Annotated in this window: 14 protein-coding genes; 7 read left to right on the top strand and 7 right to left on the bottom strand. The window is 71.9% G+C overall.

Going from position 1 to position 14,632, the window contains the following annotated elements:
* Positions 1 to 192 precede the first annotated feature (192 nt).
* Positions 193 to 591 carry a hypothetical protein gene (locus tag LRD69_RS03440; RefSeq protein WP_277325063.1) on the bottom strand — a complete coding sequence of 133 codons (399 nt, stop codon included), beginning with the start codon at positions 589 to 591 and terminating at the stop codon, positions 193 to 195.
* Positions 592 to 794: 203 nt separating this feature from the next.
* Here LRD69_RS03440 and LRD69_RS03435 point away from each other — a divergent pair, with 203 nt between their 5' ends.
* The 4 genes from LRD69_RS03435 (at position 795) to fxsA (ending at position 4,894) form a co-directional block, all read left to right on the top strand.
* A complete protein-coding gene (locus LRD69_RS03435; protein WP_277325062.1) occupies positions 795 to 1,235 on the top strand; it encodes an Lrp/AsnC family transcriptional regulator in 441 nt (146 codons plus the stop codon).
* 67 nt (positions 1,236 to 1,302) lie between these two features.
* Complete coding sequence (locus LRD69_RS03430) at positions 1,303 to 2,949, top strand: amidohydrolase (protein WP_277325061.1); 1,647 nt, start codon at positions 1,303 to 1,305, stop codon at positions 2,947 to 2,949.
* 539 nt (positions 2,950 to 3,488) lie between these two features.
* A complete protein-coding gene (locus tag LRD69_RS03425; RefSeq protein WP_277325060.1) occupies positions 3,489 to 4,256 on the top strand; it encodes a polyprenol monophosphomannose synthase in 768 nt (255 codons plus the stop codon).
* A gap of 56 nt (positions 4,257 to 4,312) precedes the next feature.
* Positions 4,313 to 4,894, top strand: a complete 582-nt coding sequence (gene fxsA, locus LRD69_RS03420; protein WP_277325059.1) for an FxsA family membrane protein — start codon at positions 4,313 to 4,315, stop codon at positions 4,892 to 4,894.
* Between the two features lie 301 nt (positions 4,895 to 5,195).
* On the opposite strand, the gene LRD69_RS03415 is transcribed toward fxsA, so the two are convergent.
* The 4 genes from LRD69_RS03415 to LRD69_RS03400 all read right to left on the bottom strand — a co-directional run bounded on the left by LRD69_RS03415 (position 5,196) and on the right by LRD69_RS03400 (position 8,722).
* The gene (locus LRD69_RS03415) at positions 5,196 to 5,570 is read right to left on the bottom strand and encodes an RNA polymerase-binding protein RbpA (protein WP_007262928.1); all 375 of its coding nucleotides are present in this window, start codon (positions 5,568 to 5,570) and stop codon (positions 5,196 to 5,198) included.
* A gap of 265 nt (positions 5,571 to 5,835) precedes the next feature.
* Entirely contained in the window at positions 5,836 to 7,212 is a 1,377-nt protein-coding gene (locus LRD69_RS03410) for an MFS transporter (protein WP_277325058.1), read from the bottom strand.
* Positions 7,213 to 7,256: 44 nt separating this feature from the next.
* Positions 7,257 to 8,021, bottom strand: coding sequence for a glycerophosphodiester phosphodiesterase family protein (locus LRD69_RS03405; RefSeq protein ID WP_277325057.1), 765 nt, complete (start codon positions 8,019 to 8,021; stop codon positions 7,257 to 7,259).
* Complete coding sequence (locus LRD69_RS03400; RefSeq protein WP_277325056.1) at positions 8,018 to 8,722, bottom strand: hypothetical protein; 705 nt, start codon at positions 8,720 to 8,722, stop codon at positions 8,018 to 8,020. The genes LRD69_RS03405 and LRD69_RS03400 overlap by 4 nt, the downstream gene beginning before the upstream one ends.
* 102 nt (positions 8,723 to 8,824) lie before the next feature.
* Here LRD69_RS03400 and LRD69_RS03395 point away from each other — a divergent pair, with 102 nt between their 5' ends.
* On the top strand, positions 8,825 to 10,324 hold the full coding sequence (locus LRD69_RS03395) for a PLP-dependent aminotransferase family protein (RefSeq protein WP_277325055.1): 1,500 nt from the start codon (positions 8,825 to 8,827) through the stop codon (positions 10,322 to 10,324).
* Positions 10,325 to 10,401: 77 nt separating this feature from the next.
* Here the strand turns inward: LRD69_RS03395 and LRD69_RS03390 are convergent, their stop codons facing one another.
* Both LRD69_RS03390 and LRD69_RS03385 read right to left on the bottom strand, forming a co-directional pair.
* Complete coding sequence (locus LRD69_RS03390) at positions 10,402 to 12,033, bottom strand: ATP-binding protein (protein ID WP_277325054.1); 1,632 nt, start codon at positions 12,031 to 12,033, stop codon at positions 10,402 to 10,404.
* 38 nt (positions 12,034 to 12,071) lie between these two features.
* Positions 12,072 to 12,266: a hypothetical protein gene (locus tag LRD69_RS03385; RefSeq protein WP_277325053.1), complete on the bottom strand. Its 195-nt coding sequence runs from the start codon at positions 12,264 to 12,266 to the stop codon at positions 12,072 to 12,074.
* A 313-nt stretch (positions 12,267 to 12,579) separates the two neighbouring features.
* On the opposite strand from LRD69_RS03385, the gene LRD69_RS03380 reads away from it, so the two are divergent.
* The gene (locus LRD69_RS03380) at positions 12,580 to 12,972 is read left to right on the top strand and encodes an ankyrin repeat domain-containing protein (protein ID WP_277325052.1); all 393 of its coding nucleotides are present in this window, start codon (positions 12,580 to 12,582) and stop codon (positions 12,970 to 12,972) included.
* 217 nt (positions 12,973 to 13,189) lie between these two features.
* Positions 13,190 to 14,608 carry a HEAT repeat domain-containing protein gene (locus LRD69_RS03375; RefSeq protein ID WP_277325051.1) on the top strand — a complete coding sequence of 473 codons (1,419 nt, stop codon included), beginning with the start codon at positions 13,190 to 13,192 and terminating at the stop codon, positions 14,606 to 14,608.
* Positions 14,609 to 14,632: the final 24 nt, after the last annotated feature.

Here is a 14,632-nt window from a genome sequence, read left to right as displayed (position 1 = left end):
CGGGTCACTGCCGAAGGGATTCGAGCGCCCGTTCGCCAGGGTCCCCCGCTTCGCGGGTCACCTGTCTCGCGAGCGTGGCCCGATGCTGCCCGCACCACGCCGGTCAGGCCGTCGTGGTGCAGCGCAGATGTGTCAGGTGCCGCCGGGGAACTCCCGGCGCAGGAGGGCCGCTTCACGCGGCGTCAGGTCGCCTCAAGCCGCGTTGCGTCGTATCTGCGGGACCCGCAGCGGGCGCGAACCGGCACCGCCGGCGTGCGAGAAGGGCTGCATCCTCCAGTCGAGCCCCTGAGGGAGCGTCAACAGCAGCGCCGTCTCCTGCTCCTGGAGTTCGAGCGACTCGTCGGCGGGACGCGCCTGCGCGGCGTCACGGCCCGTGCCGGCGCACACCGTGAGGACGAACGGGTTCCACGGGGTCGGGCACAGCGCGTGCTCCGGCAGCACGTCCTCGTCGGCCAGCAGCGCGATCGGCTGTGCGCAGTCCGGGCAGATCACCCGGTACATCTCAAAGGTGTCGTACGCGTCGGGAGCGGGGTCCTCGACGGGTTCGGCAGGCTCCGGTTCGGTACGTCCGGTGAGCTTCAGGCTCTGCATGGAGAATCTCCCCCTCGGGTGGGCCGACAAGGCGCCACGGCCTCGACCACAGCAAGCACTTCCCGTCGCGCATCGGCCGTAACCGCGAGGCCGCCTGCTACCTACCCGTAAACCTGTGGTGTTCGTCACATGGGCGGTGCAGGTGCCCTGTTCGGAGCCCCTGCGACTGTGCCTGGAGGGACCCGGGGCCATAGGTTGACCGCATGGAGGAGCTGGACCGTCAGATTGTGGAGTTGCTCGTCAAGGACGGGCGGATGAGCTACACCGACCTGGGCAAGGCCACAGGCCTGTCCACATCGGCCGTTCATCAGCGTGTCCGTCGGCTGGAGCAGCGCGGGGTGATCCGGGGCTATGCCGCGGTCGTCGACCCCGAGGCCGTGGGGCTGCCCCTCACCGCGTTCATCTCGGTGAAGCCGTTCGACCCGAGCGCGCCGGACGACATCGCCGAGCGGCTTGCCGGGGTGCCGGAGCTGGAGGCGTGCCACAGCGTCGCCGGCGACGAGAACTACATCCTCAAGGTGCGGGTCGCGACCCCGCTGGAGCTCGAGCACCTGCTCACCCGGATCCGCTCGCTCGCCGGAGTCTCCACCCGCACCACCATCGTCCTGTCCACCCCGTACGAGGCGCGCCCGCCGCAGATCTGAGACCCGCCCGCGCGCGTCCGAGGGGGGCGCGGACCACGCCGCTCCCGGTACGCGCGAGACTGGTGCCATGACCGAGAGCACCGCCCCCCAGAGCGAACACCGCACCGTGCTGCTGCGCGGTGGAGACGTCCACAGCCCCGCCGACCCCTTCGCCACCGCCATGGTCGTCGAACGCGGCCATGTCGCCTGGGTCGGCTCGGAAGGGGCCGCCGACGCGTTCGCGAGCGGCGTCGACGAAGTGATCGACCTCGAAGGGGCGCTGGTCACCCCGGCGTTCACCGACGCCCACGTCCACACCACGTCGACCGGCCTGGCCCTCACCGGTCTGGACCTCTCGGGCGCCCGCACCCTTGCCGAGGCCCTCGATCTCGTACGCGCGCACACGGCTGCGCACCCCGCCGGCCGGGTCGTGCTCGGCCACGGCTGGGACGCCACGCGCTGGCCGGAGCAGCGGCCCCCGTCGCGCGGCGAACTCGACGAGGCGGCCGGCGGCCGGCCGGTCTACCTGCCCCGGATCGATGTGCACTCCGCGGTCGTGACCACCGCCCTCCTCGATCTCGTCTCCGGCGTCACCGCACTGCCCGGCTATCACCCGGACGCGCCGCTGACCGGGGCCGCCCACCACGCGGTGCGCTCCGCGGCGCACCACGCGATCTCGCCGCAGCAGCGCGAGGACGCCCAGCGTGCCGCCCTGGACCACGCCGCCTCGCTCGGTATCGGCACCGTCCACGAGTGCGGCGGACCGCACATCTCCGACGAGGAGGACTTCACCGGGCTGCTGAAGCTCGCCGCCGGGCGGCCCGGCCCGCGGGTCTTCGGCTACTGGGCCGAGCAGGTCGGCGGCGAGAAGGACGCCCGCCGGATCCGTGAACTCGGTGCGGCCGGCGCCGCCGGGGATCTCTTCGTCGACGGCTCCCTCGGCTCGCACACCGCGTGCCTGCACGAGTCGTACGCCGACGGTGCGGCCGGACACACCGGAACCGCCCACCTGGACGCGGCGCAGATCGCCGCGCATGTCACCGCCTGCACCGAGGCCGGACTGCAGGCCGGCTTCCATGCCATCGGCGACGCGGCGGTCTCCGCCGTCGTCGCGGGAATCCGGGCCGCCTCCGAAGCAGTCGGCCTGGCCCGGGTACGGGCGGCCCGGCACCGCATCGAGCACGCCGAGATGCTCACCCCCGAGACCATCGCCGCCTTCGCCGAGCTGGGGCTGACCGCCTCCGTCCAGCCCGCCTTCGATGCGGCCTGGGGCGGCGAGGACGGCATGTACGCGCAGCGGCTCGGCGCCGAGCGGGCCCGCACCCTGAACCCGTACGCGGGCCTCCTGCGGGCCGGTGTGCCCCTCGCCTTCGGCTCGGACAGCCCGGTGACCCCGCTGGACCCGTGGGGGACCGTACGGGCTGCCGCGTTCCACCGGACGCCCGAGCACCGGATCTCCGTACGGGCGGGCTTCACCGCCCACACCCGGGGCGGCTGGCGGGCCGTCGGCCGCGACGACGCGGGCACACTGGTGCCCGGCGCCCCCGCCGACTATGCGGTCTGGCGCACCGACGAACTCGTGGTCCAGGCCCCGGACGACCGGGTCGCCCGCTGGTCGACGGACCCGAGGTCCGGGACGCCCGGACTGCCGGACCTCACGCCCGGCACCGAGCTCCCGGTCTGCCTGCGCACCGTGGTGTTCGGACAAACGGTCTACGTAAGGCCGAACGAGTGACGTCCGGAAATTGCGTACCGCCGATCGTAGGCGTCCTCGATTCCCCACGACCTGCGGATCCTCGCTACTGACCAGGCAAGTTCGGTAAAATTCGCAGGTCAGACGGGTATTGACAGAAAGCGCCCGTGGGCCGGTAGGTTCGGCCGGGTCCACCACAGGACGTCCGACCGGTTAAACCTCCACGCAGTCGTCGAACGCCGCTGGGTCATGGGGCGGTGTGCCGCACCGGCGCACCACCCCTGACAGCCAGGTTCAGCGCCCGCGCCTCGGGGGCGAGGGAAGGTGCGAACCGGACGGCAGGTGCGACCCGGGTGGGGCCCGGACGTTCAGTAGACAACGGCTCTCGGTCGACCCGCAGCCAGCGGGTCCCAGGTCGGCCCGAAGGACACCGGGCCCCGATCCGCAGTTCTGTTCGCGCTTCTGTCCGCACTTCCGTCCTTCTGTCCGGCCCGGCGCCGATCCCTGCCCCACCGGGCCGGTCCACGGCCCCGATGCGATCGGTAGGGTGTGCATCTGCGTACGGACGTGAGGGGCAGTAAGTGAACGACGGCGGTCAGAGGCGATACGGCCCGCTCGGCAGAGCCTTGGTGATCATCCCGACCTACAACGAGGCCGAGAACATCAAGCCGATCGTCACCCGGGTGCGCACCGCGGTGCCGGACGCGGACATCCTGGTCGCCGACGACAACAGTCCCGACGGCACCGGCAAGATCGCCGACGAGCTCGCCGCCGCCGACAGCCAGGTCCAGGTGCTGCACCGGCAGGGCAAGGAAGGGCTCGGAGCCGCGTATCTGGCGGGGTTCCGCTGGGGCATCGAACACGGCTACGGCGTCCTCGTCGAGATGGACGCCGACGGCTCCCATCAGCCCGAGGAACTGCCCCGGCTGCTCACCGCGCTCAAGGGCGCCGACCTCGTGCTCGGCTCGCGCTGGGTGCCGGGCGGGCGGGTGGTCAACTGGCCCAAGTCCCGCGAAATGATCTCCCGCGGCGGCAGCACGTACTCCCGGCTGCTGCTCGGGCTGCGGACGCGGGACGTCACCGGCGGCTACCGGGCCTTCAGGGCGGAGACGCTGCAGGGGATCGGCCTCGACGAGGTCGCCTCCCAGGGCTACTGCTTCCAGGTCGACCTGGCGCGGCGCACGATCGACGCGGGGTACCACGTCGTCGAGGTGCCGATCACCTTCGTGGACCGCGAGATCGGCGACTCCAAGATGAGCCGCGACATCCTCGTCGAGGCGCTGTGGCGGGTCACGGCGTGGGGTGTCACCGCCCGCGCGAACCGGGTCCTGGGCCGCAAGTCCTCCTGAACGGCCTCACATCCCGCTTATCCCGTTCGGACGTACGTCCAGGCACACTGGGGACCATGACGACCGGCACACCGCCCCCGACCGCCCCGCGCCGGCGCTCGCGCGCCCGCACCTTCATCCCCCTCGCCGTCGCCGCCTGGGCGGTGCTGGAGATCTGGCTGCTGACCCTGGTGGCGGACGTGGCGAGCGGGTTCACCGTGCTGCTGCTTCTGGCCGGGGGTGTCGTGCTCGGCGCCGTCGTGATGAAGGCGGCCGGCCGCCGTGCCTTCCGCAACCTCACCGAGACGCTCCAGCAGATGCCGGGGCGGCCGGGGGCCGCCGCCGCGTCGCCGGCCGCCCCTGCGGGCGGCAAGGGCAACGGGTTCCTGATGCTCGGCGGGCTGCTGATCATGATCCCGGGGCTGATCTCGGACGTGGCGGGACTTCTGCTGCTGGTGCCACCGGTGCGCAAGGCGCTCGGCGGGCTCGCGGAGAACACCCTGGAGCGCCGCATGCGCGCGGCGACGCCGGGGAGCTTCTCGGACGCCTTCCAGCAGGCCCGGATCCACCGCCCGGACGGAAAGGTCGTCCAGGGCGAGGTCATTCGCGAGAAGAGCCCCGACCGGGACGAAACCCCCCGCCCGCCGCTGACTCCCTGACCCGGTCGGGCAGCGCACCTCCCTCGCGCCGGGGCGGCGTCGAGCCCGAAACGAGCCCGTCCGGCCCGAAGAGCGGGCCGGCCCGGCGATCGAGGGCATCTCTGACGCCCGCGCGGTGTCCCCGCGCCCCCGCTCCCTCCCGCCCCGCCCCTCGCCGTCCGCCCGCGGGCGGATACGGCGCTCGGGGACGGAGCGCAGGCCGCCGGACGCCAGGGCATCCGCGCAGATCGAAGCCGCGGGCCGTGGCACACGCTCGGTGTGCCACGGCCCGCGGCTTCGGTCTCGGTGCGGTGTTACGCGGTCAGGCAGACTTCCTGCTGTCCCGCGGGTGCACGGCGATGTTCATGGCTCCGGAGCGCAGAACCGCCAGCCTCTCGGCCAGCACCTCCTCCAGCTCCTCGCGTGTGCGCCGCTCCATGAGCATGTCCCAGTGCGTACGCGCAGGCTTGCCCTTCTTCTCCTCGGGGCCATCCCCGTCCACCAGGAGTGCCATGGCGCCGCACGCCTTGCACTCCCACTCCGGCGGAATTTCCGCCTCTACCGAGAACGGCATCTCAAAACGATGTCCGTTCTGGCATGCGTACTCCACCGCCTGGCGCGGGGCCAGATCGATGCCGCGGTCCGTCTCGTAGCTGGTAACCACGAGTCGCGTGCCGCGGAGAGCTCGCTCACTCATGAATCGTGCCTCCCGGGCTTGTCGCCCACAGGACAGGTGTCGCTGTCGTCGTCATCCGGTCAACGTCCGGTCGGCGGTAAAGATTCCCGTTGCCGGTCATGCGTCGCCCGTCGTGCCGCTGCTTTTTCAGGGTTGAGGTACCCACCAATGCCCGGTTTGTCACATCTGGTAGAAGTTGTCACCCAACGGTTTGGCTTCTTCCACTCGCAGTAACGGTCCTCCGGGCAGGCCAAAGGCGTACACTACCGGCCTTTCACTTCAACGTCTAAATCCGTTCGGGAACGGGATTCCCCGCCGCCGCGACGGCCTGCCGTACGGGCACCCTCGCGAGCAGTACCGAACCGACCACGAAGAAGATCACCAACGAGATGATCGCATCCCGATAGCTGCCGGTCAGCTGATACGCGAGACCGAACACCAGTGGCCCCAGCCAGCTCAGTCCGCGGTCGCTCATCTCGTACGCGGAGAAGTACTCCGCCTCCTTGCCGCGCGGCACCAGATGCGAGAACAATGAGCGCGACAGCGCCTGGCTGCCGCCGAGCACCAGCCCGATCGCCGCGGCCAGTACGTAGAAGAAGACCGGGGCGTCCGAAGGCAGGAAGTAGCCGGCGACGAGGATCAGGGTCCAGACGACGAGCGAGGCCAGGATCGTGCGCTTCGCGCCGTACGCCCGCGCCAGACGGCCCATCCCCAGTGCCCCCGCCACCGCGAGCACCTGCACCAGCAGCACGGCGGTGATCAGCGTCGTCTGGTCGAGGCCGAGCTCCTCGGAGCCGTACACCGAGGCCTGCGAGATCACCGTCTGGATGCCGTCGTTGTAGACGAGGTAGGCCAGCAGGAAGGAGAGCGTGAGCGGGTGCCTGCGCATGTCGCGCAGCGTGGCGCGCAGCTGCCGCCAACCGGAGCCGACCGCACCCTCGCCGCCGGACGCCACCCGCCGGTCGCGCAGCCGCCGCAGCGGGACGAGGGTGAAGGCACCCCACCAGACCCCCGCCGAGGCGAGACAGATACGCACCGCGTCGGACTCGGAGAGGCCGAACGAGTCGTGGCCCGTGTAGAGGACCAGATTGAGGACGAGGACGAGCGCCCCCGACGTGTAGCCGAAGGCCCAGCCGCGCGAGGAGACCGCGTCGCGTTCGTCGGGCCCGGCGATCTGCGGCAGGAACGCGTTGTAGAGCACCATCGACACCGAGATCGACGCGTTCGCCACGATCAGCAGGAACGCGCCCAGCAGATAGCGGTGGCCGTCCAGGAAGAACATCGCGGTCGTCGCGGCCGCGCCCGTGTACGCGGCGGCCGCCAGCAGCGGCTTCTTGCGGCCCGTACGGTCGGCGGCGGCGCCCACGATCGGCATCATCACCACCGCCACGACGACGGACACCGAGACCGCGTAGGCGAAGAGCGAACCGGCGCGCACCGGTATGCCGAACGGGTGCACGAAACCGTCGGTGTCCGCGGCGGCCTTGGCCACCGACGTCAGATAGGGGCCGAGGAACACCGTGAGGACGCTGGTCGAGTAGACCGAGCACGCGAAGTCGTAGAAGTACCAGCCGCGTTGTTCGCGTCTGCGGCCCTCGGCGTCGGTGCCCTCGGTGGGGCGTTCCGGCGTCGGCTCAGCGGTGTCTGCGGTTTCGGCGCTCAACCCGCACCCCCTCGTGTTCCCGTGGGAACGCCGCCGGGCCGGCGTCAGGCCCAGGCCCCCCGCTCGCTCAGCACCGTACGCAGCGTCTCGATGTGATCGGTCATGATGCCATCCACACCGAGATCGAGGAGAGCCGCCATCCGCTCCGGTTCGTTCACCGTCCAGACATGGACCTGGAGCCCGCGCGCGTGGGCCTCCCGGACGAAGCGCCGGTCGACCACCCTGACCCCGTTCTGGCTCTCGGGGACCTGCGCGCACACCGCTCCGGCGCGTAGTGCGGCCGGTATGCCGTACGAGCGCAGGCGCAGACCGAGGACGCCGCGGACGCCGTACGAGGTGGCAAGCCGCGGGCCCGCGAGGCGCTGCGCCCTGGCCACCCGGGTCTCCGAGAACGAGCCGACGCACACCCGGTCCCAGGCGTCCGTCCGGCGGATCAGGTCGATCAGCGGGGCCAGGGCCGGTTCGGCCTTGATGTCCACGTTCCAGCGGGCGTCGGGGAATTCCTCCAGCAACTCCTCGAACAGTGGCAGCGGTTCGCGGCCGGCCACCCGGGCCTTCCGCACCTCGCTCCACGGCAGGTCGGCTATCCGCCCCCGGGCGTCCGTCACCCGGTCCAGGGTCGTGTCGTGGAAGGCGACCAGGCGGCCGTCCGACGTGGTGTGCACATCCGTCTCGAAGTACCGGTAGCCGGCATCCGCGGCCCGGCGGAAGGCGGCCGTCGTGTTCTCTATCCCGTCCGCCGCTCCGCCGCGGTGGGCGAACGGGATCGTCGCGGGATGGTCCAGATAGGGGTGGCGTAGGGAGGTCACTGCGGAAGTATGGCCTCCTCCGGTGACGGCGCGGTGACGGCGGTGGTGCCGGGCTCCGGCGCGGGAGCGACGGTCCTGTCGGCGGGATCCGCCCCGGGGACCGCGAAGACGCGCAGGAAGAGCTGGGCGAGCGGGCCGATGCTCACAGCGTAGAGGACCGTGCCCACGCCCAGGGAGCCGCCGAGCACGAAGCCGGTCGCCACCACCACCACCTCGATCGCCGTGCGGACGAGGCGGATGGAGCGGCCGGTGCGCCGGTGCAGACCGGTCATCAGTCCGTCGCGCGGGCCGGGGCCGAACCGCGCCGCGATGTACAGCCCCGTCGCGACACCGTTGAGCACGATCCCCGCGGCCATCACCGCGATCCGCGCGGCGAGGCCGTGCACCCCGGGAACAAGAGCGAGCGTGCCGTCCATGGCGAGACCGATGGCGAAGACGTTGGAGACCGTCCCGAGGCCGGGGCGCTGCCTCATCGGGATCCACAGCAGCAGGACCGCCGCGCCGACGATGATCGCGACGACTCCGATGGAGAGTCCGGTGCGCTCGGCGAGCCCCTGGTGCAGCACCCCCCAGGGTTCGAGGCCGAGCCCGGCGCGGACGAGAAGGGCCGAACTCACTCCGTACAGGGCCAGGCCGACGTACAGCTGGACCAGCCGCCGTGTGAGGTGCGGCCGGCGGCGCGGGACAGCGGTGTGGGACAAGACGTCCTCCCTGGTGTGGTGGCAGTGGACCGATGCATGACACTCTGGGGCGGTGGATTGGCTACCAACCATGGCCAATCCCGGGAAGGTGGACTGATTTACATGGCGCAGTGGACTTCGGCGGTCGGTGCCGCGCAGCTCGCCCGGCAACTCCAGGCCCAGCAGCAGAAGCCGATGGGCCCGGGCGCCCGCAGGCCGCCCGCCTATCGCGCCCTCGCCGACGGCATCCGGCTGCTCGTCCTCGAAGGCCGGGTTCCGGTCGCCGCCCGGCTTCCCGCCGAACGCGAACTGGCGCTCGCCCTCTCCGTGAGCCGTACCACCGTCGCCGCAGCCTACGAGGCGATGCGGGCCGAAGGGTTCCTGGAGTCCCGGCGCGGAGCCGGCAGCTGGACCGCGGTCCCGGCGGGCAACCCTCTGCCCGCACGCGGTCTGGAACCGCTGCCTCCGGAATCGCTCGGTTCGATGATCGACCTGGGGTGTGCCTCGCTGCCCGCGCCCGAACCCTGGCTGACCCGCGCCGTCCAGGGTGCCCTGGAGGAACTGCCGCCGTACGCGCACACCCACGGCGACTACCCGGCGGGGCTGCCCGCGCTGCGACAGATGATCGCCGACCGCTACACCGAGCGCGGCATCCCCACCATGCCGGAACAGATCATGGTCACCACCGGCGCCATGGGCGCGATCGACGCCATCTGCCATCTCTTCGCGGGGCGCGGCGAGCGGATCGCGGTGGAGTCCCCCTCGTACGCCAACATCCTGCAGCTGATGCGGGAGGCCGGCGCCCGGCTGGTGCCGGTGGCGATGGAGGAGGGGATCGGCGGCTGGGACATGAACCGCTGGCGCCACGTGCTGCGGGACGCCGCGCCTCGGCTCGCGTATGTCGTGGCGGACTTCCACAACCCCACCGGGGCGCTGGCGGACGAGCACCAGCGCCGTGCGCTGGTGGACGCGGCCCGTTCCGCCGGGACGGTCCTGGTCGTCGACGAGACCATGAACGAGCTCCACTTGGACGACGACGTCGAGATGCCGCGCCGGGTCTGTGCCTTCGACCCGGCAGGCAGCACCGTCCTCACCGTGGGCTCGGCCAGCAAGGCCTTCTGGGCCGGCATGCGGATCGGCTGGGTGCGGGCCGCGCCGGACGTGATCCGCAGCCTGGTGTCCGCCCGGGCCTACGCCGACATGGGCACCCCCGTGCTGGAGCAGCTCGCGATCAACTGGCTGATGCGGACCGGGGGCTGGGAGGAGGCGGTGGAGATCCGCCGCCGCCAGGCGCGGGAGAACCGGGACGCGCTCGTCGCGGCGGTCCGGCGGGAACTGCCGGAGTGGGAGTTCCAGGTGCCGCAGGGCGGGCTGACGCTCTGGGTGCGTACGGGCGGACTCTCGGGGTCGAGGCTGGCCGTGGCGGGCGAGCGGGTGGGGGTGCGGGTGCCGTCCGGCCCGCGGTTCGGCGTCGACGGCGCCTTCGAGGGGTACGTACGGCTGCCGTTCACGGTCGGCGGGCCGGTGGCGGACGAGGCGGCGGTGCGGCTCGCGGCGGCGGCGCAGCTGGTCGGATCGGGGGCCGGCGCGGGGGCGGAGGCACCGCGGACGTTCGTGGCCTGACCGCCGGACAGGCCCGGAGCCGGGCGGGGCGACGGGTGGCGGAGCGCGCGATCCGCCACCCGTCGCCCCACGAGCACCTACTCGCTGAGCGTCAACTGCTCCGCCGTCAGGGCATTCTGCGCGGTCAGGGCGTTCTCCGGGGTCGACGGGTCCGGGATCGCCGCGTCCGGAGCGGTCGGATCGGGAACGTCCGCCCCGGCCGCCGTCTGCCGCGCGGGCAGCAGATCGAGGACGGCCTGCCGGTGCGCCTCGCTCGTCGCGTCGTCGTACGGGTCCGGCGTGGCCGGAACCTGGAGCCGCAGTACCGGACCGGTGCCGAGCCGTGCGTACCCACGGCCGGGCGGGACGTCCGGCGTCGGAGTGGTGTGCGGTTCCAGGCCGAGCACGGACTCGATCTGCTCGCGTGAGCAGGAGCCGAGGGTGACCCGGGCGCGGGTGTGCGTCCGCAGGGTCTCGCCGAGTGTGTCCAGGCTGTCGAACTGGTCGGCCGTCACCACCGTGACATTGGCCGCCCTGCCGTGCCGCAGCGGCACCTGAAGCAGTTCCTGCGGGTCGGGCCGGCCGTCGACGGCCGCGAGATGACCGAGGACGCTGGGCCGGTCCAGCAGGATCCAGAGCGGGCGCTTGATGTCCTCGGGCGCGGGATGCCCGGCCTGCCGGGCCCGGTTGGCGGCGATCAGCCGCCGCTCCGTCTCGTGGGCCGCCCACTCCAGGGTGGCCAGCGCACCGGCCAGCGCGCACTCGACGGCCATCACCCCGGGGCGCCCGGTCAGGCAGGCGTACTCACCGGTTCCGCTGCCCTCGATGATGACGATGTCGCCGTGCTGGAGCGCCTGCACCGCGATGGAGCGCATCAGCGTGGTGGTGCCGCTGCCCGGCTGTCCCACGATCAGCAGATGCGGTTCCGTGGACCGGGCGCCGGTCCGCCAGACGACCGGGGGTGCGTCCCGGGTCCCGTCTCCGTCGGCCACCGGCACGGTGCGCTGCACCGTGTCGCCGTCGGTGAAGCCCAGCACCGTCTCTCCGGGAGCGGTGACGAAGCGCTGCGCGGCGATCGAGGTGGGCAGCGGGTCGAGCACGTTCATCACGAGCTGATTGGCCTCCTCGTCCCAGGCGAAGTGGTACTCGCGGCCGCGGCCCGACTTAGCGTGCAGCAGCTGCTCGATCCGGGTACGGGAGGCTGCTTCGCCGTCGGTGAAGTACGCGGGGTAGGCGACCCGGAGCCGGGTCACACGCCCGTCGGCGTCGAACGCGTAACCGCTGAAGGCCTTCTTCCATTCGCCGCCGTGGGCGAACAGCGGGCTGGGGTCGTCGGCCACCGAGAAGTACGGCACGAGCGCCTCGTACAGGGCCTGCAGCCGCCCCGTCTCGGCCTTGCCCGGTCCGGTCTGCACCAGTGGGCGGCGGCGGCCCTTCCAGGCGGCGGCGCCCATCACCGTGACCAGGGCGAGCAGGGGCCCGTACGGAATGAGCGCCACCACGAGTACGCAGACCGCAACGAGGAACAGCGTGGGACTGCGCCGCTCCTTGGGCGTCGCGGCCCACTTCCGCCGTCCTGCGCCGACCAGCAGCCGCAGCCCACGCGTGACCGTGAACAGCGGGTGGAGGACGTCGGTGGCGTTGTCGGCGGCCGTGCGCGCGAGCTCGCGACTGCGAGTGATCGAAGCGCTGCCGCTGCTCAGAATGCGGGGGAGTGGTCGCCGGGCCACGTCGGTCTCCTGAGGTGGATGGGAGCGGTCGCGGACGGTCAGAACTTGATCCCGCCCAGCAGGCCGGCCAGGCTCGCGCCGCCCGCGGTGATGCTCGGTGCGATGGCTGTGCCGGCCAGATAGAAGCCGAACATGGCGGTGACGATGGCGTGCGAGGCCTTCAGACCGTCCTTCCTGAAGAACAGGAAGACGATGATGCCGAGGATGACGACGCCTGACATGGAAAGGATCATGAGTGGTTCTCCTGTTTGGGGGGACAGTCACCATGAGTCCTTCCAGACTCACAAAAAGTATCTATACGATAAAAGCTGCAATCGGGTGAAACTGTGATTTTTTCACTGGAACGGCCGACCGGGGAGCGCTTTCGGGCGGAACATCGGCACCGTGCACCACTCCTCGCTCACCGGACGTGATCGTTTGCCACGGCCGGACCGGGGCATGTGCGCTGCGTGGCAGTACCCTGTCGGTTCACTCGTACGGCCCCCACGGCGTACCACCCACCTGGCCGGCGGCAACAGAACCTGTTATTGGAAGGCGGTCCGTCCGATGAGCGAAGCCCCAGATCCCGAGGTCGTGGAGCTGGCGACCAAGGTCTTCGACCTGGCGCGCCACGGGGAGACGGAGACGCTCGCCGCGTACGTGGACGCCGGTGTGCCCGCCGATCTGACCAACGACCGGGGCGATTCGCTGCTGATGCTCGCCGCCTATCACGGCCACGCCGCGGCGGTCACCGCACTCGTCGGCCGTGGCGCCGATCCGGACCGGGCCAACGACCGCGGGCAGACGCCGCTCGCCGGAGCCGTCTTCAAGGGCGAGGGCGCGGTGATCCGGGCCCTGCTCGCCGCAGGCGCCGACCCGGCGGCCGGAACACCCTCCGCGGTGGATACCGCGCGCATGTTCGGCAAGGCCGACCTGCTGGAACTCTTCGGCCCCCGCTGAACGGGTTCGCGGTAAATGTGGTCGCGGTGACGAAATGGCTGGGTCATCATGACGTCGCGGGCCCGATCCGGGCCACCGACGAGAGGCAGAGGAAGATGGTCTACACCAAGCAGAAGACGGCGGTCGGCCGATCATGTTGCTGCGCGGCGTAGTGCCCCCCGGCACTTGGAACTGCACAGTCCCGGTTGCGTCGACAGCTTGATGTGAGGCTTTTCCCATGTTCGATCCGTTCATAGCGCCGAGCGGCACCCTGCTCGGCCTGCTGCAGAGGGGCCGCGGCGACGGCACGCTCCACGCGCTCGCCGCCCCGCGCGCCGAGGCCCTCGCGGCCCTCAACCACTGCGTCCTGAGCGATCCGCGGCACGACTGGCAGGTCGAGAACCGCTCCCTCTACTACGCACGCCTGTACCTCGACCTCGACGGCGGCATCGAGGAGATCGAGCGGCACCTGAGCGATCCCGCCGACCACGTCGACACGGACGACTCACGGACCGGCCTGGCCCTCGCGGTCCTCGGCCACCTCGCCTCGTACGGTCGCGGCGACGCCTTGGCCCTGCTGCGGCGGTACGCGGCGACCGGTGCCAACTGGGCGTGGGCCCTCGACGAACTGGCCCTGCGCGACGACGACGCCGGACTCCGCGCCCTCGCCGTGCCCGTACTGGCGCGATTCCCGGCCACCGAGGAGGGCGCGGCCGAGCTCGCGGCCGCCGTGCGGGACGCATTCGAACCCCGGCCCTGGCGGCTGTGGGCGGACGATCCGCGCGAAGCGGTCGGCGCCAGGGTCAGGTCAGCCTCGGAACAGGGCTCGTTCGACCGCTGGCAGCGGCAGATGCGGCCCGGTGGCCCACGACCCGGCTGGAGCGTCCAGGCCGTCTTCGACTGGGCCCAGCAGGGGCTGGACCGCGGCAGCCTGCTGCACGTGCCGGCTGCCCGCTGTCTCTCGGCCGTCGCCGGCCCCGAGGACCTGCCGGTGATCATCGAGGCGGCCCGCAGCGGCCCGGAGGGCGCCCGTTGCGCCGCGCTGCACTATCTGTCCGAGGCCAGGGACCCGGCCGTGCTGGACCTGATCGAGGCCGCCGCGGCCGGCCCGTCGCGCACCGTCGCCGATGCGGCCGTCGCCGCCTTCGAGCGGATGTGCGGCGACGCGGCGGTGGACCGGGCCCGGCGCTGGGCCCGGCGGCCGGACACGCTCGGGGCCGCCGCCGCCGGAGTGCTCGCCTGCCGGGGCGGCGCCCAGGACGCCTCCCTCGTCCTCGCCGCCCTGCGCGACGCCGTACGCGGCGAAGGGCCGGACGCCCCGCGCCTGTGGACCCTGGTCGACGGCGCCGGCCGGCTGGGCATCGTCTGCGCCGCACCCGTCCTGCGCCACATCTACCGGGAGACGTCCTCCTCCCATCTGCGGGGCCGGGCGGCCCGCGCACTTGCCGCCACCGACCCCTCCTTCGTCACCGGCTTCGCCGTCGAATGCCTGTGGGACTGCGAGGAGACCACCCGGGAGGTCGCCGCGCTCCACGCGGAGACCGGTGACATCAGGGTGGCCGAACGGCTGCGCCGGCTGGCCGCCGATCCGGCCGAGGAGGCCGAGGTGCAGACCGCCGTACGCAGCAGGATCGGTCCCGACACCCCCGCCGCCTGACCCGCGGCAGGCACGGCAGGGCGC

The sequence above is a fragment of the Streptomyces sp. JH14 genome, from assembly GCF_029428675.1.
Lineage (GTDB): Bacteria > Actinomycetota > Actinomycetes > Streptomycetales > Streptomycetaceae > Streptomyces.
Note: the sequence above shows the minus strand (reverse complement) of the source record. Positions and strands in the feature narration are given on the sequence as shown.